This window comes from Streptococcus sp. 27098_8_99 (genome assembly GCF_041431935.1).
In the GTDB taxonomy this organism is placed as follows: domain Bacteria; phylum Bacillota; class Bacilli; order Lactobacillales; family Streptococcaceae; genus Streptococcus; species Streptococcus parasanguinis_D.
Window position 1 is genome coordinate 41,715 of record NZ_JAPVYQ010000012.1, and the last position, 20,996, is coordinate 62,710.

General features: G+C 44.3%; 26 protein-coding genes. 24 read left to right on the forward strand and 2 right to left on the reverse strand.

The window, feature by feature from the left end; all coding sequences use genetic code 11:
• The first annotated feature begins 84 nt into the window (after window positions 1-84).
• The 14 genes from comGA (at window position 85) to folK (ending at window position 10,672) form a co-directional block, all read left to right on the forward strand.
• Window positions 85-1,026 (forward strand): competence type IV pilus ATPase ComGA, encoded by a 942-nt coding sequence (gene comGA, locus O3605_RS07680; RefSeq protein WP_371585763.1) that lies wholly within the window; start codon window positions 85-87, stop codon window positions 1,024-1,026.
• On the forward strand, window positions 959-1,990 hold the full coding sequence (gene comGB / locus O3605_RS07685; RefSeq protein WP_371585792.1) for a competence type IV pilus assembly protein ComGB: 1,032 nt from the start codon (window positions 959-961) through the stop codon (window positions 1,988-1,990). Before comGA ends, comGB begins: the two co-directional genes overlap by 68 nt.
• On the forward strand, window positions 1,987-2,304 hold the full coding sequence (gene comGC / locus O3605_RS07690) for a competence type IV pilus major pilin ComGC (protein WP_023919650.1): 318 nt from the start codon (window positions 1,987-1,989) through the stop codon (window positions 2,302-2,304). Before comGB ends, comGC begins: the two co-directional genes overlap by 4 nt.
• The gene (gene comGD / locus O3605_RS07695; RefSeq protein WP_003004513.1) at window positions 2,294-2,698 is read left to right on the forward strand and encodes a competence type IV pilus minor pilin ComGD; all 405 of its coding nucleotides are present in this window, start codon (window positions 2,294-2,296) and stop codon (window positions 2,696-2,698) included. The genes comGC and comGD overlap by 11 nt, the downstream gene beginning before the upstream one ends.
• Window positions 2,664-2,951, forward strand: a complete 288-nt coding sequence (comGE, locus tag O3605_RS07700) for a competence type IV pilus minor pilin ComGE (RefSeq protein ID WP_003004353.1) — start codon at window positions 2,664-2,666, stop codon at window positions 2,949-2,951. Before comGD ends, comGE begins: the two co-directional genes overlap by 35 nt.
• On the forward strand, window positions 2,941-3,393 hold the full coding sequence (gene comGF, locus O3605_RS07705; protein ID WP_371585765.1) for a competence type IV pilus minor pilin ComGF: 453 nt from the start codon (window positions 2,941-2,943) through the stop codon (window positions 3,391-3,393). The genes comGE and comGF overlap by 11 nt, the downstream gene beginning before the upstream one ends.
• On the forward strand, window positions 3,359-3,817 hold the full coding sequence (gene comGG, locus O3605_RS07710) for a competence type IV pilus minor pilin ComGG (RefSeq protein WP_499300139.1): 459 nt from the start codon (window positions 3,359-3,361) through the stop codon (window positions 3,815-3,817). Before comGF ends, comGG begins: the two co-directional genes overlap by 35 nt.
• Window positions 3,818-3,847: 30 nt before the next feature.
• Entirely contained in the window at window positions 3,848-4,801 is a 954-nt protein-coding gene (locus O3605_RS07715) for a class I SAM-dependent methyltransferase (protein WP_371585769.1), read from the forward strand.
• 51 nt (window positions 4,802-4,852) lie between these two features.
• A complete protein-coding gene (locus tag O3605_RS07720; protein ID WP_023919646.1) occupies window positions 4,853-6,046 on the forward strand; it encodes an acetate kinase in 1,194 nt (397 codons plus the stop codon).
• Window positions 6,047-6,118: 72 nt separating this feature from the next.
• Complete coding sequence (locus O3605_RS07725; RefSeq protein WP_371585771.1) at window positions 6,119-6,850, forward strand: CPBP family intramembrane glutamic endopeptidase; 732 nt, start codon at window positions 6,119-6,121, stop codon at window positions 6,848-6,850.
• Window positions 6,851-7,012: 162 nt separating this feature from the next.
• On the forward strand, window positions 7,013-7,963 hold the full coding sequence (folP, locus tag O3605_RS07730; protein ID WP_371585773.1) for a dihydropteroate synthase: 951 nt from the start codon (window positions 7,013-7,015) through the stop codon (window positions 7,961-7,963).
• Window positions 7,964-9,274 carry a bifunctional folylpolyglutamate synthase/dihydrofolate synthase gene (locus O3605_RS07735; protein ID WP_371585774.1) on the forward strand — a complete coding sequence of 437 codons (1,311 nt, stop codon included), beginning with the start codon at window positions 7,964-7,966 and terminating at the stop codon, window positions 9,272-9,274. It abuts the gene before it with no gap.
• An 8-nt stretch (window positions 9,275-9,282) separates the two neighbouring features.
• The gene (gene folE / locus O3605_RS07740; protein ID WP_371585776.1) at window positions 9,283-9,837 is read left to right on the forward strand and encodes a GTP cyclohydrolase I FolE; all 555 of its coding nucleotides are present in this window, start codon (window positions 9,283-9,285) and stop codon (window positions 9,835-9,837) included.
• Window positions 9,838-9,862: 25 nt separating this feature from the next.
• On the forward strand, window positions 9,863-10,672 hold the full coding sequence (gene folK / locus O3605_RS07745) for a 2-amino-4-hydroxy-6-hydroxymethyldihydropteridine diphosphokinase (RefSeq protein WP_049496863.1): 810 nt from the start codon (window positions 9,863-9,865) through the stop codon (window positions 10,670-10,672).
• 64 nt (window positions 10,673-10,736) lie between these two features.
• On the opposite strand, the gene O3605_RS07750 is transcribed toward folK, so the two are convergent.
• Complete coding sequence (locus O3605_RS07750; protein WP_021154294.1) at window positions 10,737-12,221, reverse strand: DUF1846 domain-containing protein; 1,485 nt, start codon at window positions 12,219-12,221, stop codon at window positions 10,737-10,739.
• Between the two features lie 244 nt (window positions 12,222-12,465).
• A complete protein-coding gene (gene pepA, locus O3605_RS07755) occupies window positions 12,466-13,530 on the reverse strand; it encodes a glutamyl aminopeptidase (protein WP_049496867.1) in 1,065 nt (354 codons plus the stop codon).
• A 142-nt stretch (window positions 13,531-13,672) separates the two neighbouring features.
• Here pepA and O3605_RS07760 point away from each other — a divergent pair, with 142 nt between their 5' ends.
• From O3605_RS07760 to O3605_RS07805, 10 genes are all read left to right on the forward strand, one after another.
• Window positions 13,673-13,963: a DUF4651 domain-containing protein gene (locus O3605_RS07760; RefSeq protein WP_049472862.1), complete on the forward strand. Its 291-nt coding sequence runs from the start codon at window positions 13,673-13,675 to the stop codon at window positions 13,961-13,963.
• Window positions 13,960-14,277 carry a thioredoxin family protein gene (locus O3605_RS07765; RefSeq protein ID WP_049496871.1) on the forward strand — a complete coding sequence of 106 codons (318 nt, stop codon included), beginning with the start codon at window positions 13,960-13,962 and terminating at the stop codon, window positions 14,275-14,277. Before O3605_RS07760 ends, O3605_RS07765 begins: the two co-directional genes overlap by 4 nt.
• A 9-nt stretch (window positions 14,278-14,286) precedes the next feature.
• Window positions 14,287-14,913 carry a YtpR family tRNA-binding protein gene (gene ytpR, locus O3605_RS07770; RefSeq protein WP_049496873.1) on the forward strand — a complete coding sequence of 209 codons (627 nt, stop codon included), beginning with the start codon at window positions 14,287-14,289 and terminating at the stop codon, window positions 14,911-14,913.
• Between the two features lie 104 nt (window positions 14,914-15,017).
• Complete coding sequence (locus O3605_RS07775) at window positions 15,018-15,413, forward strand: single-stranded DNA-binding protein (RefSeq protein ID WP_003004675.1); 396 nt, start codon at window positions 15,018-15,020, stop codon at window positions 15,411-15,413.
• A gap of 188 nt (window positions 15,414-15,601) precedes the next feature.
• Complete coding sequence (locus O3605_RS07780; RefSeq protein ID WP_049496876.1) at window positions 15,602-16,585, forward strand: substrate-binding domain-containing protein; 984 nt, start codon at window positions 15,602-15,604, stop codon at window positions 16,583-16,585.
• Window positions 16,585-17,901 carry a sensor histidine kinase gene (locus O3605_RS07785; protein ID WP_371585780.1) on the forward strand — a complete coding sequence of 439 codons (1,317 nt, stop codon included), beginning with the start codon at window positions 16,585-16,587 and terminating at the stop codon, window positions 17,899-17,901. Before O3605_RS07780 ends, O3605_RS07785 begins: the two co-directional genes overlap by 1 nt.
• 5 nt (window positions 17,902-17,906) lie before the next feature.
• The gene (locus O3605_RS07790) at window positions 17,907-18,590 is read left to right on the forward strand and encodes a response regulator transcription factor (protein WP_049496902.1); all 684 of its coding nucleotides are present in this window, start codon (window positions 17,907-17,909) and stop codon (window positions 18,588-18,590) included.
• The gene (locus O3605_RS07795; protein ID WP_371585782.1) at window positions 18,587-19,885 is read left to right on the forward strand and encodes an extracellular solute-binding protein; all 1,299 of its coding nucleotides are present in this window, start codon (window positions 18,587-18,589) and stop codon (window positions 19,883-19,885) included. Before O3605_RS07790 ends, O3605_RS07795 begins: the two co-directional genes overlap by 4 nt.
• Window positions 19,886-20,025: 140 nt before the next feature.
• Window positions 20,026-20,463: a PTS sugar transporter subunit IIA gene (locus tag O3605_RS07800; protein ID WP_371585784.1), complete on the forward strand. Its 438-nt coding sequence runs from the start codon at window positions 20,026-20,028 to the stop codon at window positions 20,461-20,463.
• A gap of 14 nt (window positions 20,464-20,477) precedes the next feature.
• Window positions 20,478-20,972, forward strand: coding sequence for a PTS sugar transporter subunit IIB (locus O3605_RS07805; RefSeq protein WP_000261775.1), 495 nt, complete (start codon window positions 20,478-20,480; stop codon window positions 20,970-20,972).
• Window positions 20,973-20,996 lie beyond the last annotated feature (24 nt).

Genomic DNA, 20,996 nt, shown 5'->3' on the forward strand with positions numbered 1-20,996 from the left:
ACATTCGGAAGATTTTCTAGAGTGATCTAGAAAGTCTTCTTTTTTTGTCTTCTTTTTCGAATAGTATAAGTGAGAGGAGGAACTATGGTTCAAGAAATTGCAAAAAAACTGATCCGTATGGGGAAAAAGGAAGAAGCTCAGGATCTTTACTTCATTCCTCGGAAGGAGGAGTACCAAGTTTTTATGAGGGTGGGAGACGATAGGCGCTTTGTGCAGTCCTTTCCTTTTGAGGAGATGACGGCTATGATCAGCCACTTTAAGTTCGTAGCAGGGATGAATGTGGGAGAAAAAAGGCGCAGCCAGCTAGGATCGTGTGATTACCCTTTGGAGAATGGAGTGGTTTCGATTCGCTTGTCGACGGTGGGAGATTATCGTGGCTATGAAAGCTTGGTTATTCGGCTCTTGCATGATGAGGAACGCGAATTACGGTTTTGGTTTGATCAACTACCTGAGTTGAAGAAGAAATTGGCTGGTCGTGGGCTTTATCTTTTTGCGGGTCCTGTTGGTTCGGGAAAGACCACTCTCATGCATGCTTTAGCGCAAGAGCGCTTTGCAGATCAGCAAGTCATGTCTATTGAAGATCCTGTCGAGATCAAGCAGGATAATATGCTTCAGCTTCAGCTGAATGACCAGATTGGCATGACCTATGACAACCTGATCAAACTCTCCTTGCGCCATCGGCCGGACCTTCTCATTATTGGAGAGATCCGAGATAAGGAAACAGCTCGTGCAGTCGTACGAGCTAGTTTGACAGGAGTCACCGTCTTCTCTACGATTCATGCCAAGAGCGTTCGAGGTGTTTATGAGAGGCTCTTAGAACTTGGAGTGAGTGAGGAAGAGCTCAAAATTGTTTTACAAGGTATTTGCTACCAACGATTAATTGCAGGAGGAGGTGTGGTCGATTTTGCGACGGAAAACTACCAAGAGCACTCAGCCAGCCGCTGGAACCAACAAATGGATCTCTTGGCTCAATCGGGATATATCCAGCTGGCTCAGGCCCAAGCCGAAAAAATTATCTACCGCTAAACAAAAGCAAATCATCGAATTGTTTTTGAATCTTTATTCGAGTGGTTTTCACCTATCTGAGATTGTCGATTTTCTGGATCGCTCTCACCTAGTGGAGAGTCGTTTGGTTTCCCAGATGCGAGAGGATCTCTCGCGGGGGCGGAGTTTTTCAGAGATGATGGCGGGGATCGGTTTTTCAGATACGGTCACGACACAGCTGTCTCTCGCTGAGCTTCATGGCAATCTTGCATTGAGCTTGGAGAAAATCAGTGCTTACCTAGAAAACATGCGCAAGGTCAAGAAAAAGCTGATTGAGGTGAGCACCTATCCTCTTATCTTGCTTGGATTTTTAGTTCTAATTATGCTTGGCTTGCGCAATTACTTGCTCCCTCAAATGGATGCTCAAAATATTGGGACGCAATTGATCAGTTCCTTTCCCCAACTCTTTTTGGCCTTAGGAGCGGGACTGGTGACCTTCTTCTTACTCGGCTTTCTCTATTATCGACAGTCAGGCAAGATCAAGGTTTTTAGAACCTTGTCTCATCTGCCTTTCGGAAAAGGCATGATTCAAGCTTATTTGACAGCCTATTATGCCAGAGAATGGGGCAATCTGATTGGGCAAGGTTTGGAATTGTCTCAGATTTTTTCCATGATGCAGGAGCAAAAATCCCAGCTTTTTCAAGAAATTGGAAGGGACTTAGCTCTTTCTTTAGATCGTGGCCAGTCCTTTTCAGAGACGGTCAGGGGGTATCCTTTTTTCAAAAAAGAATTGCCCCTTATGATTGAATATGGTGAAGTCAAATCAAAGCTCGGAAGTGAGCTAGAGATCTACGCTGAAAAAACATGGGAAGATTTCTTTCGTCGGGTTCACAAGGCCATGAATGTGATACAACCCTTGGTGTTTGTCTTTGTAGCTCTTGTGATTGTGTTACTCTATGCAACCATGTTGCTGCCGATTTATCAAAATATGGAGGTTCATTTATGAAAAAATTAAAAACTTATAAGGTTAAAGCTTTTACACTTATTGAAATGTTGGTGGTCTTATTGATCATCAGTGTGCTCTTATTGCTCTTTGTGCCGAATTTGACCAAGCAAAAAGACTCCGTGAAAGAGACAGGAAATGCAGCGGTTGTGAAGGTGGTCGAAAGTCAGGCTGAATTGTACGAGCTCAATCATACCAATGACCAAGCCACTCTATCAAAGCTAATTGCTGATGGAAATATTACCAACAAACAAGCAGAATCTTATCGTGCCTATTATGCGAAAAATAGTGGAGAAACTCGTGCGGTTGCAGATTAAGGCCTTCACCTTGGTGGAGACCCTTCTGACCTTGATGATCGTCAGTTTTATCTATCTGGGCTTATCGGGATCGATCAAGACGAGCTTTCAGCAGGTGGAAGAAAAAGTATTTTTTGCAGAGTTTGAACACCTCTATCAAGAAAGCCAAAAGATAGCCTTGGCAAGGCAAACGGAATTGGATGTTGAAGTGACTGCAAGGAAGATTCAAACGCCCTACCAGACGGTGGAGATTCCTGATTCTGTCATTTTGCAAGATCCTAAAACTATTCGTTTAGACCGTGCAGGTGGCAATTCATCCCTGGCCAATGTTCACTTTCAGACACAGAGAGGAGTGGTGACCTATCAACTGTCGCTTGGAAATGGGAAAATTAAAAAAAGCATCCGTTCCCGCTAGTATTCTCATAGAATCCTTAGTTGCCTTGGGTTTATTTGCCATGATTACGACCTTATTGTTAGGGGAGATCCGGCGTTCGCGCAAGGAGCGACTAGCGGATTTCAAAGAGGTAGAGGTCTTATCTGTCGCTCAAATGGCGCTTCAGACAGGGCAAAATCATCTAGAGGCCAATGGTATTCAAGTTCAAGTCGAAAAAGATGCCGATCAGCTCACGGTCTATCATCAAGGGAAGGTGGTACTGCATGTGGAATAAAGGAAAGGTCAAGGCCTTTACCCTGCTCGAAGCCTTGGTCGCTCTCTTGGTGCTCAGTGGGGGTGTGTTGGTCTTTCAAGGCTTGACCAAGCTCCTGCATGCTGAATTGGACTACCAGGCGCATCAAAAGCAGGAAGAATGGATACTTTTTCAGCAACAATTGCAGGTGGAATTGGACCGGAGTCATTTTGAAAAAGTGGAGAATAACCATATCTACTTGGTTCAGGATCAAAAACCAATTGCCATTGGTCAATCTAAAGGAGATGATATCCGAAAAACAGATGATAAGGGCAGGGGCTATCAGCCTATGATTTCAGGGGTTCACTCCAGTCAGATTTGGCAGGAGGGAGAGTTGCTTCATCTGCGATTGAATTTCGAAGAAGGTCTAGAAAGGGAGTATGTCTACCATGTGGTACCAGCGATACAAAATGAAAAAAGTTAAGGCTGGGGTCTTGCTCTACGCCCTCTTGATGGCGGCGATTTTTAGTCTCTTGCTTCAGTTTTACCTTCACCGTCAGGTTGCGGAAAGACGAATCTTAAAGACGAGTCAAGAGCGTCTTCGGGCCTATGCGTTGGTGCAATTGGCTCTTGAAAAGAGAAAGAGTGATGAGAAGACATCAGAGATTCATTTAAAATCTGGAGTTGTTCAGCTACAGCAGGACACCGGTTTTCTTCATGCCCAAGCTGAGATGAATGGCGAAAGCTATGAGTTTGTCCTTCCAGTAAGGGAAGAAAAAGAAAGTAGCAAGAGTCAAAAAGAAAAGAAGAAGACGAGGAAAGAAAAAGAGAAGACAGGGAGCGAAAAGCCTTCTGAAGAGACGTCAAAAGAGACGAAGGAGCCATCAGAAAATAGCGAAAAAGACTAATTTTTGGTATGATAGGGTGCGGAGGAAATCATGAATTTCGAAAAAATTGAACAAGCCTATACCTATCTATTGGAAAACACTCAAAGTATTCAAAATGAATTGTCGACCAACTTTTATGACGCCTTGATTGAACAAAATGCCATGTATTTGGAGGGCAAGACGGATTTAGACATTGTTAAAAACAATAGCCAAAAATTAAAAGAGCTAGGTTTAAGTAAGGAAGAATGGCGCAGAGCCTACCAATTCCTATTTATGAAAGCTGCTCAGACAGAACCTTTACAAGCGAATCACCAGTTCACACCAGATGCGATTGGTTTTATCATTACATTTTTGATCGATCAGTTGGCCAAAGGCGACCAACTGGATGTCTTAGAAGTGGGAAGTGGGACCGGAAATCTAGCTGAGACTATTGTCAACAATAGCCGTCTCAAGATCGATTACTTAGGGTTGGAAGTGGATGATCTCTTGATTGACTTATCTGCTAGTATCGCAGATGTGATGGAGTCTAGCGTTGTCTTTGCACAAGGAGATGCGGTGCGTCCGCAAGTGTTGAAAGAAAGTGACTTGATCGTTAGTGATCTTCCGATTGGTTACTATCCAGATGATGCGATTGCACAGCGATATCAGGTAGCGAGCTCCGAAGGCCATACCTATGCCCATCATCTCATGATGGAACAGGCTTTGAAATACCTGAAACCTCAAGGAGTAGCTATCTTTTTAGCCCCCAATAACCTCTTGACAAGCCCTCAGAGTGACCTGTTGAAAGCTTGGCTAACAGACAAAGCCCAAATCCTTGCCATGCTGACCTTGCCAGAATCTCTTTTTTCAAATCCAGCCTATGCTAAGACGATTTTCGTCCTACGAAAACAAGAAGAAGAGTCTGTTCAGCCCTTTGTCTATCCGTTTACCGATCTCCAGGATCAAGACCAGGTGGTTCACTTTATGGAAAGTTTCCAAAACTGGTTAAAGGATAGTGAAATTTGATCAAAGATCTGATATAATAGAGGAAGTGAAAACGCTTAATGAGGTGAATATATGTCGAAAACAATTTCTATTAATGCAGGAAGCTCTAGTTTGAAATGGCAATTGTACCAAATGCCAGAGGAAACTGTTCTTGCAAAAGGGTTGATTGAACGGATCGGTTTGAAGGATTCTATTTCAACTGTTAAATTTGATGGACGCTCTGAAAAACAAGTATTAGATATCCAGGACCATACACAAGCTGTAAAAATTTTGTTGGATGATTTGATTCGTTTTGATATTATCAAATCTTACGATGAGATTACAGGTGTGGGCCACCGCGTCGTTGCTGGTGGAGAATACTTCAAGGATTCTGCCTTGGTAGATGACGAAGTCCTTCGAAAAGTAGAAGAATTGTCTTTGTTAGCACCTCTTCATAATCCTGCAAATGCAGCCGGAATTCGTGCCTTTAGAGAGATTTGTCCAAATATTACCAGTGTTGTGGTATTTGATACTTCTTTCCATACAACCATGCCGGAAAAAGCTTATCGTTACCCTCTTCCAACTAAATATTACACAGAAAATAAGGTCCGTAAGTACGGCGCTCATGGAACCAGTCATCAGTATGTAGCTGGTGAAGCTGCTAAACTTCTTGGAAAACCATTAGAAGAATTGAAATTGATCACCTGCCACGTTGGAAATGGTGTATCTGTTACAGCGGTTGACAAGGGAATCTCTGTGGATACCTCAATGGGCTTCACCCCTCTAGGTGGAGTCATGATGGGAACCCGTACAGGGGATCTCGATCCAGCGATTATTCCTTACTTGATGGAGCATACAGAGGATTTCAATAAGCCTGAAGATATTAGCCGTATCCTCAATCGTGAATCAGGTCTTCTGGGTGTTTCTGGATCTTCTAGCGACATGCGGGATATTCATACAGCGATGCATAATGGAGACGAAAAAGCCAAATTGGCTTACGATATCTTTATCGATCGTTTGCAAAAATACATCGGTCAATACTTGGCTGTTTTGAATGGTGCAGATGCCATCATCTTTACAGCAGGAATCGGTGAAAATGCAGTAAACGTTCGTTCTTCTATTATCAATGGAATCAGCTGGTTTGGCTGCAAGGTCGATCCTGAAAAGAACGTCTTTGGAGTTGTCGGAGACATTTCCACAGATGATTCCCGTGTGAAGGTATTGGTGATTCCAACTGATGAAGAGTTGGTGATTGCGCGTGACGTTGAACGTTTCAAAAATCAGTAAACTGAAATAAAGTGAGAAGGCTAGAGGCGAAAGCCCCAGTCTTCTTATTTTATACAAGAAAGAGGTTGTCCATTGAAAAATATACAGTCTTTTGTTCGAAAGCACCCATTATGTAAGAATGCCCTCTGGCTCCTTATTTTTGTGCCCTTGTTCTTTCTCTCACAATTCCCCCTCATCACTATGGTTTATTCCCTTCAAGAAGGAATGGATGCAAGGTGGATCACTATCCTCACTCTCTTGGTGACAGTGGCGGTGCTCTTTGTTTTTTATAAGGTCATTAAGATGAGCCCTCTGGAGAACTTAGATGTTCGGGTCATAACCTGGCCGGCTCTGGGGAGAAATTTTCTTTTTCTTCTCTTATTGATGGCTAATAACCTGCTCGCCTATCCCTTGTTGAAACAAGAGGCAGGTGGTACGACGGCAAACCAAGCGGCTCTGAATGAACTGCAATCTCATGCTCCTTTTCTCGCTATGGGCATGGTCGTGATCCTTGTTGCTCCGATTCTAGAAGAGCTGCTCTGTCGGGCCATTATCCCTCATTTGATCTTTCGAGGGGCAGAACCGATCGGTTATCTAGCCGGTGCTCTCTTTTTTACGTACTTGCATGGACCGAGTACCCTAGGGGAATGGGTAGCTTACGGAGGCATGTCCTTGATCTTAACTTGGGTGGCTTATCGCTACAAGCGGATCGAATATAGCATTTACCTTCACATGACCTTGAATGCGCTGGCTTATTATTATCCGGTGGTCATACTCCTTTGTTTATTGCCAGTATGGAGAGTTTTCTTCCATGATAAATTATGATAAAATGGTAGGTACCAATGAGTTTTGATGCAGAACCATCCTACAGAAGGTCAGATAAAATCAGAAATCCGTATGGAGAGTAGACTCAGGGGTTTAGAACACTTGTTCTAGCCTCTTTTGTTCGCAATCATGCTGTAGTAAGGGAATCAAAGGAGAACGAAAATGATTGATAAAAAATGGCTGAGTGGCCAAGGGACCCTTCTTTGTGGGATCTTAAATGTCACTCCGGATTCATTTTCTGATGGCGGTAAGTATACGAGTGTGGATGCAGCCTTGCAGCAGGCGAGAAAACTGATCCAAGAAGGAGCTCAGATCCTCGATGTCGGAGGAGAATCAACCAGACCAGGAAGTCATTATGTGGAGATCCAAGAAGAGATTGACCGCGTGGTTCCGGTGATTAAAGCCATTCGGCAAGAAAGTGATGTCTTGATTTCAGTGGATACCTGGAAGTCCCAGGTGGCAGCCGCAGCGCTTGAAGCTGGAGCTGATATTGTCAACGATATTACTGGTTTTCTTGGAGATCCTAAGATGGCTGCTGTGGTTGCGGAGCATGAAGCGAGCGCAGTTCTCATGTTTAATCCAGTGATGGCAAGACCGCATCATCCAAGTTCCACTATCTTTCCAAGTTTTGGTTTTGAACCAGTCTTTTCAGAGCAAGAGCTTCAACAGATGGTTCAAGAACCGATTCAAGACTTGATGTGGGCCTTCTTTGACCGCTCGCTTGAGGTAGCGAAAGCAGCCGGTGTCCAGACAGATCGTATTATGCTGGATCCTGGGATCGGTTTTGGTTTGACCAAGCGAGAGAACTTACTCTTATTACAAGAACTCGAGACGATTCACCAAAAGGGGTATCCGATCTTTCTAGGGGTCTCCCGCAAACGCTTTGTGGTCAACATTATTGAGGAAGCTGGATTTGAGACAGATCCTGCAACGGAGACTGGTTTTTGGAATCGGGACCTGGCTTCGAGCCATTTGACGAGTATTGCAGCCAGTCAAGGAGTCGAAGTGGTGCGGGTGCATGATATTCCCCTTCACAAGATGGCAGCTAGTCTGGGCCAAGCCATTTTCCAAGCCCAAGAGGCAGCAGATACCAATTTAAAACAATACAAGTAAATGAAGACAAAAGAACATCAGTTGGATCTTCGTTGGCTAGAAGCCTATCGTTCCCAAGATCCTCATTTCGGTTTGGAGCGCATGGAAGCTCTCTTAGCTTTGAGAGGAAATCCTCACCTAGACTGTCGGGTTATTCATGTTGCGGGGACCAATGGCAAAGGCTCTACCATTGCTACCTTGTCCCAACTCTTGAGGCAGGCAGGTTTACGGGTTGGAGTCTTTACCTCTCCTTATCTGATCCATTACAATGACCAAATCACCATTAATGGCGAAGCCATTTTGGATCAAGACCTGCAAACCTACCTGGATAGTTACCAGCAGCTCCTGCAAGCTAAACAATCAAAGGCCGTCTTTCAAGGGTTGACGGAATTTGAAGTGATGACGGCGATTGCCTATGATTATTTTGCTCATGAGGAGCTGGATTATGTGATCATGGAAGTCGGTATGGGGGGACGACTTGACAGTACTAATGTCTGTCAGCCTGTTCTGACCGCGATCACTTCGATTGGCTTGGATCATGTCGCCCTTTTGGGGCCAGATCTGGCTTCCATCGCCCGTGAAAAGGCTGGTATCATTAAGCCAGGAATTCCTCTGGTTCTAGGGAAATTAGAAGCAGAAGCCAGCCAAGTCATTGAAGGTATTGCGATTCAGAAGCAGGTACCGATAACAGCCTATGACAGAGATTACCAAGTTGAGCTAGAGGCCTCTTGTCTATCAGGCCAATCCTTTTCTTATCACAGTTCTAAAAGAGAAAAAGCCTCTTATCAAGTAGCGCTCTTAGGTCATCACCAGGCCAGAAATGCAGCTCTTGCGATCAGTATCTGTGATGTACTTTTTGAAAGAGAAGGGCGTGAACTCTTGTCAAGAGAGTTAGTGGATGAGGCCTTGCATCAAGTCGTCTGGCCTGGCCGGATGGAAGTGGTCTCGCAAAATCCCATGCTCTTGCTTGATGGGGCCCATAACCCCCACGCCGTTGCGCCTTTGATCGCAAGCCTTCGGGAACTTTTTCCAAGTCAAAAAAAGACTATTCTTTTTACCTGCATCCGGACCAAAGCCTTAGAAGAGATGCTCATTCAGTGGCAGGAGCTAGAAAATAGTCGCTTGATCCTCACGAGCTTTGAAGATCCAAGAGCTTATTCTCAAGAAGAGATGACAGCTGCTGCGAAAAACCATCAGCTTGAGGAAGTCAACTGGCAAGAGTTTCTACAAAACTGGCAAGCAAAAGGCGATGAGCTCCTCATTGTAACGGGGTCGCTCTACTTCCTTAGCCAGGTACGACCTTATTTATTAAAAACAGAAAAATCCAACTAGGAGATGATATGGATACAAAGAAAATTGAAGAAGCAGTGAAAATGATCATCGAGGCAGTCGGTGAAGATGAGAACCGTGAGGGACTTCAGGAAACGCCGACCCGCATTGCCAAGATGTACCAAGAAATATTTGCAGGACTAGGGCAGACAGCAGAGGAGCACCTGTCTAAATCATTTGAAATCATTGATAACAATATGGTGGTCGAGAAGGATATCTTCTTCCATTCCATGTGTGAGCATCACTTTTTACCATTTTATGGAAAACTGCACATTGCCTACATTCCAAATGGCCGTGTGGCTGGGCTTTCCAAACTGGCTCGTACGGTTGAAGTTTACGCTAAAAAACCACAGATTCAGGAACGTTTGACGGTAGAAATTGCAGATGCCTTGATGGAATATCTTGGAGCACAAGGAGCACTTGTCTGGGTAGAAGCAGAGCATATGTGTATGAACATGCGTGGTGTCCGTAAACCTGGGACCGCTACAGTGACAACTGCTGCGCGTGGACTGCTTGCGACAGATAAAGACTTAAAAAATGAAGCTTATAAACTCATGGGCCACTAATGGCTGGCTATAAGAGGTGAAGAGAGTGGATCAATTACGGATCAAGGACTTAGAGGTATACGCCTATCACGGTGTTTTTCCAGCAGAAAAAGAATTAGGACAACGCTTTGTCCTAGACCTATGGGTAGATTATGAGATGACCCGTGCTGCCCGCACAGGTGATTTGGAAGCTTCGATCCATTATGGGATCTTGGCGGAACAGTTGACCGAGTGGATGCAGGCAGAAAAGATCGATCTGATTGAAACGGTGGCCTTTCAGTTGGTGCAAAAGATTTTTGAAAGCTATGCCTTTGTAAAAAAAGTTCGTCTGGAGTTGAAAAAACCTTGGGCTCCTGTTTCCTTGCCACTAGAGACTTGTTCGGTGACAATCGAACGGGAGAAAAAACGGGCCTTTATTGGGCTTGGCACCAATATGGGAGATAAACAACTGCAACTAGAGACGGCGCTAGAAAAAATCAAGGATCGAGGCATTCGCCTTCTTCAGACATCCACAAGGATTGAAACAGAACCTTGGGGAGGAGTGGAGCAGGACACCTTTTTGAATCAAGTGGCAGAAGTTGAAACCTGGATGACCCCAGAGGATTTATTAGAGGCTTTACTTGCCATTGAGCAGGAAATGGGACGTATCCGTGAGGTCAAGTGGGGACCACGTGTGATTGATTTAGATCTGCTCTATATGGAGGACACCATTTGTTACAGTCCGAGCTTGATCTTGCCACATCCTTATGTGGCAGAACGTGCCTTTGTCCTAGAATCTTTGAATGAAATTGCTCCTCATTTTGTGGACCCTGTTCAAAGAAAGCCCATTCGCCAATTATGGGATGCCGTCAAATAATCTTTCTTCTTTGCATCATAAAAAAACAATCCCTCGAGCAGGGATTGTTTTTGTTTGTCTGAGTTTATTTACGATACAAGCGATCGTATTGGTAGACAGGGTCCATAGTGACGTTGATACCGAGCTTGCGAAGGACATTCTTGTCTTCGTCTGTTAGCATCACGGTTGAGTGGGCTTCACTGCCTTTCAACTTGCCTAATTCTTGCATAGCAAGCTTAGCGTCTTCATTGGTCATAGCTGTAATGGCTAGGGCAATGAGGATCTCGTTTGAGTGAAGACGAGGGTTACGGCTACCCAAATGATTGATCTTCAAGCCTTGGATAGGTTGGACGTATTCTGGCTCGATTAATTTGGTTTCTTTATCAATATGTGCCAATTTCTTGATCGCATTGATCAAGAGGGCTGCGGTTGGGCCAAATAGATCAGAGGTTTTTCCGGTTACCATCTCGCCGTTTGGTAATTCAAGGGCCAAGGCTGGCTCACCTGTTTCTTCTTCTTTTTGGCGGGCAAGCACGGTCACTTTCCGATCATTTGGAGTAATCCCCAAATCATTCATCAAGAGCTCGATCTTCTTGACAGCTCCTTCACCGACACGCTCTGCTTTAACATCCAAAATGGTTTGGTAATAGCGACGGATGATTTCTTGTTGGGAAGCTTCAATCGCAGCGTCATTGTCCACAATGGCAAAGCCAACCATGTTGACGCCCATGTCTGTTGGAGAAGCGTAAGGAGAGGTTCCTAAGATGCGTTCCAACATGCGCTTCAAGACAGGGAAGATTTCGATATCGCGGTTGTAATTGACCGTTGTTTCCCCGTAGGTTTGGAGGTGGAAAGGATCGATCATATTGACATCGTCTAGATCTGCAGTCGCTGCTTCATAAGCCAAGTTAACTGGGTGGTGCAAAGGAAGATTCCATACTGGGAAGGTTTCAAACTTAGCATAACCGGATTTGATCCCATTTAATTGGTCATGGTACATATTGGACATACACGTTGCCAGCTTACCAGAACCAGGTCCAGGAGCTGTCACAACGACCAAATTGCGGCTAGTTTTGATGTAGTCATTTTTCCCCATTCCTTCAGGAGAGATGATGTGGTCCATATCAGTCGGATAGCCCTTGATCGGATAGTGGAGATAAGAGGCAATCCCGCTCTTGTCCAGTTGTTTGCGAAAGGCATCTGCTGCAGCTTGTCCAGCATATTGGGTGATGACGACAGAGCCTACAAAAATCCCCAATTCATTGAATTTGTCGATCAAACGCAGTACTTCTTGGTCATAAGAAATCCCTAGGTCCCCACGGGCTTTTGAGTGCTCAATGTTGTTGGCGTTGATGGCAATGACAATTTCCACCTGGTCGCGCAATTCTTGGAGCAGCTTGATCTTATTGTCTGGTTCGTATCCAGGGAGGACACGAGCAGCGTGAAAGTCTTCTAACATCTTACCACCAAATTCAAGGTAGAGCTTGCCATCGAATTGGTTGATCCGCTCAATAATGTGGTCACGTTGCAAGTTCAAATACTTTTCAGAACTAAAAGCTTGTTTTTTCATGTAAAACTCCTGTATATAAGGGAAGGGGCTGCCATACGAATCCAAGGATGAGTGTCCCGTTCCCTACCATTTCATTCTTTCATATTATATCAGAAAACAGATGGAAGATAAAATATTCTAAGATACTTTCCTAAGGGGAGTGTGGATGCCAAGGGACTCAATGGTGACTCACGCTGGAAAGTTTCAAAGAGAACCTTGTTTCCCCCCTAAAAAAGCCCCTTACGGGGCTTCAGATCGATGCTACTTAATAGTGTTTGATCAAATCAACTGTAGAGCGATCCAATTTCTTAACCAATGCTTGTAAGAAGGCTTGCGCTTGCAAGAAATCATCCATGGCATAGAGGGTTTGGTGAGAGTGGATGTAACGTGCACAGACACCAATGGTGGTTGATGGGACTCCACCATTCTTCAAGTGTGCTGCACCTGCATCGGTACCACCTTTGGCACAATAGTATTGGAATTTGATGCCCGCTTCTTCAGCAGTAGTGAGCAAGAAATCTTTCATATTTGGTAGCATGATGTGACCTGGATCGTAGAAGCGAAGCAGTGTTCCTTCCCCAATCGCACCTTGGTCTCCAAAGACATCAGCTGCTGGCGAACAGTCTACAGCAAGGAAGATTTCAGGATCAAATTTAGTGGTTGAAGTGTGAGCTCCACGCAATCCCACTTCTTCTTGAACGTTGGCCCCTACATACAGTTCGTTGTTTAAGGCTTGTCCAGAAAGGTTCTTGGCCAATTCACTGACCATCAAGACGCCGTAGCGGTTATCCCATGCTTTTGAGATGACGTTTTTACCATTAGCAGTGAGAATCGCAGAGCTATCTGGGACCAAAGTATCTCCAGGACGGACCCCATAGCTTTCAGCTTCGGCTTTAGAGCTAAAGCCAGCATCAAAGACGATGTCGCTAATGGCAGGTACGGTTGGTCCACCTGTTCCACGTGTCAAATGAGGAGGAACAGATCCTGAAATAGCAGGGTATTCACGTCCGTCACGTGTAAAGAGTTTGAAGCGTTGGCTGCTGACGACCATCGGGTTCCAACCTCCGATTGGGACAACGCGGAAAGTTCCGTCAGCTTTGATTTCGCTAATCATAAAACCAACTTCGTCCATGTGAGCAGCTACTAAGATACGAGGAGCATCGGCAGCTGTTGAGTGTTTGACACCAAAGATCCCACCGAGACCATCTGTTACGATTTCGTCCACATGAGGGGTCAATTGTTGGCGTAAATAATCCCGTACAGGAGCTTCATGACCTGAGATAGCAGGGATTTCAGTTACTTCTTTGATTTTAGAAAATAAATCAGTCATAGGTTACCTTCTTTCTGATGCTATTTTATCACTTTTTCTACAAGGATGGTAGCGTTATTATGGAAATCAGTCTCTAAAAGCGGAGGGAGAGATCCAGCCTAGACCGTTGTCCCTCTGCTTATTTTGTGTTACAATAGGCACTATGAAAGCTAAAAAAATTATTTTGTCTAGTCTGGCTGTAGCAAGTGCAGGAGCCCTTGCGGCCGGTGTTTATAAAATTGCCAAAGATCAAAAGCGTCTCCGTACCCAAGAAGAATTGGTAGCAGAAGTACGGGAGCAAATGGAAGCCATGGGAAGGATTGCGACCCTGTACGTGGAACTCTACGAGTCGAGTGAAGAGCGCTTAGTAGGTGGTGTCATTTTTGAAGATGAGCGCCATTACCGCTTTGTCTATGAGGATGGTCTCTTGCATTATGAAGAGGAAAAACTATGATTATACCGAGTTCTATAGAAGAAATTGCTTCATATGTAGAGCAAGAGGGCAAGAAAGTGTTTGTCTTTTCAGCAGATTGGTGTGGGGATTGTCGTTACCTCAAGCCTTTTTTGCCGGAGATTGAGACTGAAAATCCTGAATTTACCTTTATCTTGATTGACAGAGATGCCTATATGGATCTGGCGAAAGTCTGGGATGTTTATGGGATCCCTAGTTTGGTGGTTCTGGAAAAGGATAAGGAAATCGGTCGGTTTGTCAATCGGGATCGGAAAACCAAAGCGCAGATTACAGCATTCTTAGCAGGATTAAAATAGGAGAAAATCATGATTGTAACATACAACAAAGAACAAGTCGGCGATGTCTTGATGCTGACCTTGAAAAATAGTGGAGATGCAAAGCTCGCGGTGGAGAGAAAAGGAAAAGTGGCTCGCGTTTACCGTGAGGACAACCAAGAAACCGTTGCCTGGAATATCTTTGATGCCTCATCTTTCTTCGCCATCGAAGGCAAGTGTCAAGTCTTTTTGACAGATGAGCAAGTGGATCGTTTGAACCAAGAATTGGAAAGAGAAGGCTTCGCAGAACGTTTGGTCAACGATCGGGAACCAAAATTTGTGGTGGGCGAAATCCTTGAAATGGTGGCCCATCCAGATAGTGACCACTTGAATATCTGCCAAGTAGCAGTTGGACCAGATAAGACGGTTCAGATCGTAGCAGGCGCTCCAAATGCGCGGGTGGGTCTAAAGACCATTGTCGCTCTTCCAGGTGCTATGATGCCGGATGGCAGCTTGATTTTCCCTGGGGCCCTTCGTGGAGAAAAAAGTTATGGCATGATGTGCAGTCCGCGTGAATTGCACTTGCCAAATGCTCCTCAAAAACGAGGCATTATTGAATTGGATGACGCAGAAGTAGCAGGGACACCATTTGATCCTGCTCGTCACTGGAACGAATAAAGAGAAGAATCTAGGATGTTTTGAATCCTAGATTTTTTTGATGATTTTGATTTGCTACCTCCATTTTTTGAAATTTTTTCGAATAAATAGATAGGAGGTAAATGATGTATAATAAAGTTATTTTAATCGGTCGCCTGGTGGCGGCCCCAGAATTGCATAAAACCAGCACAGACAAATCCGTTGCCCGAGTGACCGTTGCGGTCAATCGTCGCTACAAGGACCAAAACGGGGAGCGAGAGACTGATTTTGTCAATGTCGTTGTCTGGGGGAAATTGGCTGAAACCATGGCTAGTTATGCCAGCAAAGGGAGCCTGATCTCTTTGGATGGAGAGATTCGGACGCGCCGCTACGAGAAAAATGGGGTCATGCAGTATGTGACAGAGGTCCTCTGCCAAAGTTTTCAGTTGCTAGAGAGCCGCGCTCAGCGAGCGATGCGTGAAAATGGTGGAACGGGAGATTTAGCCGATATCATCTTAGAAGAAGAAGATCTTCCCTTTTAGGATCAAAAAAGAAAGCTGGTTCGTTTATAGACCAGCTTTTTTGATACTTGCTAGGGATTTCATTCAGGAACAAGTCTTTTAAAAATAAATCAAAAATATGCATCTGTACAATAAAAGCCAGCACTTTTCTTGAAAAAGTAGTAAAATAAAGTAATATATATTCAAAATTTTCAGAAAAGGAACGGAGTTTGAAGAGGAAAGAAGAAAGAAAAGAACTGTTAAAATGGCTGATAAAACGGGTTCTACTGGTGATTCCAGTGGCCTGCATCCTCTTGTGGATCTATGCTGTTTGTCAAACCAGTAGCATGAAGGGACAGACCAAGATCGGTGTCACCTATATGACCATGAACAATGAGTTCTATAAAAGTATTCATTCGGAAATTAGTCGAATTGCTGATGAGAAAGGAGCTCTTGTATCTGTTCGAGATCCAGAATTGGACGAAAAAAGGCAGAGCCAGCAGATCGATGATTTTTGCGCTCAAAAAGTAAATGTGATTGTGATTAATCCGGTCAAGGGGGATAGTCAGCCCATTTTAAGGGCTCTTAAAAAAGCTAGAAAACAAGGAATTAAGATCATTGCAGTTGATACCCAGCTGAAGCATTTTAAGCCGGATGCCAGCATTGTCTCCGACAACTACCAAGCAGGAGTCTTGATTGCGAAAGAGCTGATGAAACGCTCTTCAAATGCTCGGATCCTTCTCTTGGAGCACAATGGGACTGTTTCGGCAGATACGCGGATTCAGGGATTTAAGGATACCATCAAAGGACATGGATCTTATGAGATCATCTCGGAACTTGAAACCAAGGGGCAGACGGAGATCGCCATGCCGGCTGTCCGTAAGTTCTTGCAGTCAGGGGGGAATGTTGATACACTAGTTGCCCTAAATGACCGCTCGGCTATAGGAGCTTTAGCAGCGATCAAGGAGCAAGGAATCACTCATCCCATTGCGATTTATGGGATCGATGGCTCACCAGATATGAAAGCCTTGCTACACTCGACAGATGATGTCGTGGGAACAGTTGCCCAGTCTCCGTTGAAGATGGGAGACCGCGTGATGGAGGTCATCCAAGATATGGCTGATGGGAAGAGCTACCAAAAAGAAATAACCATTCCGGTTCAAATGATGACAAAGGAAAACATCGATCAATTTGATGTGAATGGGTGGCAGTAATGAGAAAATTTAGAGGTGTGAGATACAGTTTAGCCATTCTGATGGTCGTGAATTTTATCGCTGTGATGCTCAACAGTATCATCTATCTTCAAGCAACCAACTATATCATTGCCCAACGACAAGCTTCTCTATTAGTAGAACGCTTAGAGCGCATTCCTTTTGCGCCCTCTACAACTTTTTGGTTGTCTGCACTCTTATTTGCTGGGATTGCCTTGATTTCCATGAGTCGTTATCGGTCTCAAACGAGTCGATGGTCCATTTTTGATAAGTGGAATATTCTGGAGATCCTCCTGATGTTGCTCTTGATGTGGGTCCAAAATGTAGCTTATAACGGGCTCATTCTCTTGGTTTTTGCAGATATCTTCTATGGTTCCAAAGAGTTGAATACCAAGCGAGATCGCAGGTATTGGTTTGCGTTTATCCTAGTAAGTTTCTTGATGCTTCTTGTGACCAATTCAGACGTCTTTTCGCTTTTCTTTCCGATTCCTTCTCTTGATGTCTATATTCATTTTTACCCCGCCTCTATCCGGATTCCGGCCTTTTTCTTAAAGAATTCTCTCTATGCCTTGAATATGGTGCTCTTCATTATTTCGCTTTTGTTCTATATTATGAATGTTCTTGCGGAAAACCACGAAGTGGAAGAAGAGTTGGCCATGGTTTCGAAGGTCAATACGGAGTTGAACAACTATATGGCCTTGTCTGAGAAGATTGCAGAAGATCGGGAGCGCAAGCGGATTGCTCGGGAGATTCACGATACCTTGGGGCACGCGCTAACAGGGATATCAGCTGGCTTGGATGCCGTTGGGGTTTTGATTGATATTGATCCAAATCGGGCAAAAGAGCAGGTAAAAAGTGTATCAGAAGTGGTTCGTGAAGGGATCCAGGATGTGAGGGGCTCTCTCAATCGCCTCCGTCCAGGTGCCCTTGAGGGACGAACTCTCAAAGATGCTTTGGAAAAGATGATCCGCGAGTACCAGACACTTTCCAATTTGCAGGTTGATTTACACTATGAATGGGTCGATGTCGATATGGACGTCATGATTGAAGATACGATCTTTCGTGTGATCCAGGAGTCTATGACCAATGCGGTTCGCCACGGTCATGCTAGCCGGATGAGCCTTCATTTTTTTGAGGATGAAGAAGATTACCTGATCGAGTTGCAGGACAATGGGGTTGGGTTTGAAACCTTGACCTATGGCTATGGACTCAAGCAGATGATGGAACGAATTTCCATCCTAGGAGGACAGCTTCAATTTGAAAGCCGCGATGGATTTTTCACGCGCGTCAGTTTACCGAAATATAAAGAAGGGAGATAGAGATGGTGATAAAAGTAATGGTGGCAGATGACCAGGCCTTGATTCGAGAATCTCTGAAAATTATTTTGTCAGCCCACCCCGATATCGAAGTGGTGGCCACAGTGGAAGATGGGAATCACGTCTTGTCGAGCATTCCACAGACACATCCGGATCTGATCTTAATGGATATTCGGATGCCAGGCATGGATGGAGTTTTGGCGACAAAAGAAGTCAAAGAGCACTATCCGGATATCAAAATTATTATTTTGACAACTTTTGATGATGATGAGTTTATCTATAGTGCGCTCAAGTATGGTGCTTCAGGCTATCTCTTAAAGGGAGCCTCGACAGACGAGCTTTATGAAGCGATTAAGGTGGTGTATCAAGGTGGAGCCATGATCAATCCGAATATCGCTAGTAAAGTCTTTCAAATTTTTTCACAAATGGCCAAATCCAACTTCTCTATTGCTGTAGATGAGGACAATGTCAAGGATTTGAGCACGACGGAATGGCGCATTATCCAAGAGGTCGGCTATGGGGAGTCCAATAAAGAAATTGCGGCCAAACTTTTCTTGTCAGAAGGAACCGTGCGCAATTACTTATCAACGATTTTGGCGAAATTAAACCTACGAGATCGAACGCAATTAGCGATCTGGTCAGTCCAAACAGGAGTGACGAGACGTGATTTTTCTAAAGGAAATACAGAATGAAATTGAAGCGAAAGCATCTTTGTTGGGGGATTGGTCTCCTTGTTGTGCTCTGTGTGAGCGCGGGTTTTTATTGGTGGAAACAGCAACCGACCGTCCTCCATATCGGCGTTTATGCAGGTTCTAGCTGGGATGTGCCGACCAGTCAACGTTCCCATGCCTTGGATCGTGCGATTCAAAAATTTGAAAAATCCCATCCCCACGTTCGTGTAGAGTATGAAAATGGGATTCCTCAGTCGGATTATTCTGACTGGCTCTCCGAAAAGATTGTCTCAGGAAAGACGCCGGATGTGTTTATGGTCTCTGAGCAAGATCTTTCTTTATTAGCAGCGCGAGGCGTATTAGAAAAGTTAAACGGCTATATGGATCGAAAAGATCAAGCTGCCTTTTATCCCGTTGCCTTTGAATCCGGTGTCTATCAGGGGCAAACCTATGCCTTACCTTATGAAAGTAATCCGATTTTGATGTGTGTCAATAAAGATCTCTTGGATAAAGAAGGCATCGCGGTTCCCAAAGAAGGTTGGACCCTTGAAGAGTTCTATACGATTTGCAAGAAACTAACCAAAGATACCAATGGGGATGGGCAATTGGACCAATTTGGGAGTACAGAATACACCTGGAAAGAAGCCTTGGCGGCAAATGGAGGTCATCTCTTCCAAGGTGGCATGCTCAAGCTCACGGCTCCAGAAGTCAAAGAGTCTCTGACTTTTCTGCAAAAATTGGAAGATCTAAATAAAAATTACAAGGTGAGCTCTAAAGATTTTGACCAGGGAAAAGTCGCCTTCTATCCCATGACCTTAGCCCAATATCGGACCTATAAACCGTATCCCTACCACGTTTCTAAATATTCAAACTTTACCTGGACCTGTATCCCGATGCCTGCTAAGTCAAAAACGACCAAGGCAACCTTGGTCACGACGACTTCTTTTGCTATGTCAGCTCGAAGTTCTCATTCCAAGTTGGCTTGGGAATTGATGCAACTCTTAACAGAGGATCCAGACATTCAACAAACCCTTTTTGCCCAATCCCAAGGGATCTCCGTCATGCCACAGGTCGTCAAGAGTCGCTCTAGTAAAGACCTTCTGCAGGTGGATGATTTTGGAACGGATTCCTTGACCAATCAGACCTTGAACCGCATCATGGAACAAGCTATTGAAAGTAGTCCAAAAAATGTCTCAAAAGAGGTGTTAGAAAAGCTAGACTACTTGATCGGCAATGCCTTGCGCGATCAGGATGTCGAGAACCGCTTGCCTCAAATTCAGAGGGAGATTGAAAGTAGTCTACAGGTAGGAGTTTAGAGTAAAATAAGATGGCATTTTGTCAAGTGACAGATGTCATTTTTTTATTGCTAAATGTCATATTAGGAATGTGACATTTGACAATGTAAAAACGCTTTCAAATAATCTACAATAGAGTCAAATAAAGGAGGCGTAGAAAAATGAAATACCTCGTTTTGGTCAGTCATGGTGGACTGGCAGAAGGTCTAAAAACATCACTAGCCATGTTTGCTGGTGATAAGATGGATCAGGTCATCGCAGTTGGACTCAAAGAAGGAAAATCAGTTGATGACTTCGCAGTTGATTTCAGAGAGAGCATTTCAGGATTGACAGCTGATGATTCTGTTTTGGTCTTGGCAGATATCGTAGGTGGTAGTCCATTAACCACTGCAGCCACGGTTCTAGAAGAAGCTGGAAAGCTCGATGGAGCCTTAATCCTTGGTGGGATGAACCTCACCATGGCCTTGACGGCAGTTGTGGTGAAGGATGTGTTGGATGGAGACGATTTGTCAGCCACCATCTTATCAGAAGCACGATCTGCACTACAGCCTTTTGAAGTTTCAGCCACTGGTGCTGAAGAAGATGATGACGATATTTAATAGGGAGGTACCTTATGGTAGTAACATTTGTACGGATTGATGACCGCATGATTCACGGTCAGACAGTCACACGCTGGGCAAAGGAAAAACCATGTGATGGTTTGATTGCCGTAAACGATGCAGCAGCATCAAACAAGGTTTTGATTCAAGCTTACAAAGGCGCATCAGACAAGAAAACCTTTGTATGGACAAAGGAAGCCTTTAAAGAAAAATCAGCAAAAGTAACAGAATCAGATAGTCGTTACTTCTTGATCACCAAAAATCCAATCGATATGAAGGAAATTTTGGTCGACCAAGGGTTTGTCCCAGGTGATGTCAAAGAAATCATTGTTGGCCCTGCAAATGATCGTCCTGGAGCTGTGAAATTGGGAAATAACCAATCCATCACTCAGGAAGAAGCAGAAGCCTTCCAAGCCATTCAAGCAGCAGGCTACAAGGTGAAATTCCAATTGTTGCCAGATGTTTCCATCGGGTATTGGGATGATTTCAAATCAAAATTTGGTTTTTAAAACTAACAGTCTTATCTGTTAGGT

Excerpts from the sequence above, each read along its gene's own strand:
- comGA (WP_371585763.1), top strand. The coding sequence starts at position 85 with ATGGTTCAAGAAATTGCAAAAAAACTGATCCGTATGGGGAAAAAGGAA.
- comGC (WP_023919650.1), top strand. The coding sequence starts at position 1,987 with ATGAAAAAATTAAAAACTTATAAGGTTAAAGCTTTTACACTTATTGAA.
- comGE (WP_003004353.1), top strand. The coding sequence starts at position 2,664 with ATGGGAAAATTAAAAAAAGCATCCGTTCCCGCTAGTATTCTCATAGAA.
- comGF (WP_371585765.1), top strand. The coding sequence starts at position 2,941 with ATGTGGAATAAAGGAAAGGTCAAGGCCTTTACCCTGCTCGAAGCCTTG.
- comGG (WP_499300139.1), top strand. The coding sequence starts at position 3,359 with ATGTGGTACCAGCGATACAAAATGAAAAAAGTTAAGGCTGGGGTCTTG.
- O3605_RS07715 (WP_371585769.1), top strand. The coding sequence starts at position 3,848 with ATGAATTTCGAAAAAATTGAACAAGCCTATACCTATCTATTGGAAAAC.
- O3605_RS07720 (WP_023919646.1), top strand. The coding sequence starts at position 4,853 with ATGTCGAAAACAATTTCTATTAATGCAGGAAGCTCTAGTTTGAAATGG.
- folP (WP_371585773.1), top strand. The coding sequence starts at position 7,013 with ATGATTGATAAAAAATGGCTGAGTGGCCAAGGGACCCTTCTTTGTGGG.
- O3605_RS07735 (WP_371585774.1), top strand. The coding sequence starts at position 7,964 with ATGAAGACAAAAGAACATCAGTTGGATCTTCGTTGGCTAGAAGCCTAT.
- folE (WP_371585776.1), top strand. The coding sequence starts at position 9,283 with ATGGATACAAAGAAAATTGAAGAAGCAGTGAAAATGATCATCGAGGCA.
- O3605_RS07750 (WP_021154294.1), bottom strand. The coding sequence starts at position 12,221 with ATGAAAAAACAAGCTTTTAGTTCTGAAAAGTATTTGAACTTGCAACGT.
- pepA (WP_049496867.1), bottom strand. The coding sequence starts at position 13,530 with ATGACTGATTTATTTTCTAAAATCAAAGAAGTAACTGAAATCCCTGCT.
- O3605_RS07760 (WP_049472862.1), top strand. The coding sequence starts at position 13,673 with ATGAAAGCTAAAAAAATTATTTTGTCTAGTCTGGCTGTAGCAAGTGCA.
- O3605_RS07765 (WP_049496871.1), top strand. The coding sequence starts at position 13,960 with ATGATTATACCGAGTTCTATAGAAGAAATTGCTTCATATGTAGAGCAA.
- ytpR (WP_049496873.1), top strand. The coding sequence starts at position 14,287 with ATGATTGTAACATACAACAAAGAACAAGTCGGCGATGTCTTGATGCTG.
- O3605_RS07775 (WP_003004675.1), top strand. The coding sequence starts at position 15,018 with ATGTATAATAAAGTTATTTTAATCGGTCGCCTGGTGGCGGCCCCAGAA.
- O3605_RS07785 (WP_371585780.1), top strand. The coding sequence starts at position 16,585 with ATGAGAAAATTTAGAGGTGTGAGATACAGTTTAGCCATTCTGATGGTC.
- O3605_RS07795 (WP_371585782.1), top strand. The coding sequence starts at position 18,587 with ATGAAATTGAAGCGAAAGCATCTTTGTTGGGGGATTGGTCTCCTTGTT.
- O3605_RS07800 (WP_371585784.1), top strand. The coding sequence starts at position 20,026 with ATGAAATACCTCGTTTTGGTCAGTCATGGTGGACTGGCAGAAGGTCTA.
- O3605_RS07805 (WP_000261775.1), top strand. The coding sequence starts at position 20,478 with ATGGTAGTAACATTTGTACGGATTGATGACCGCATGATTCACGGTCAG.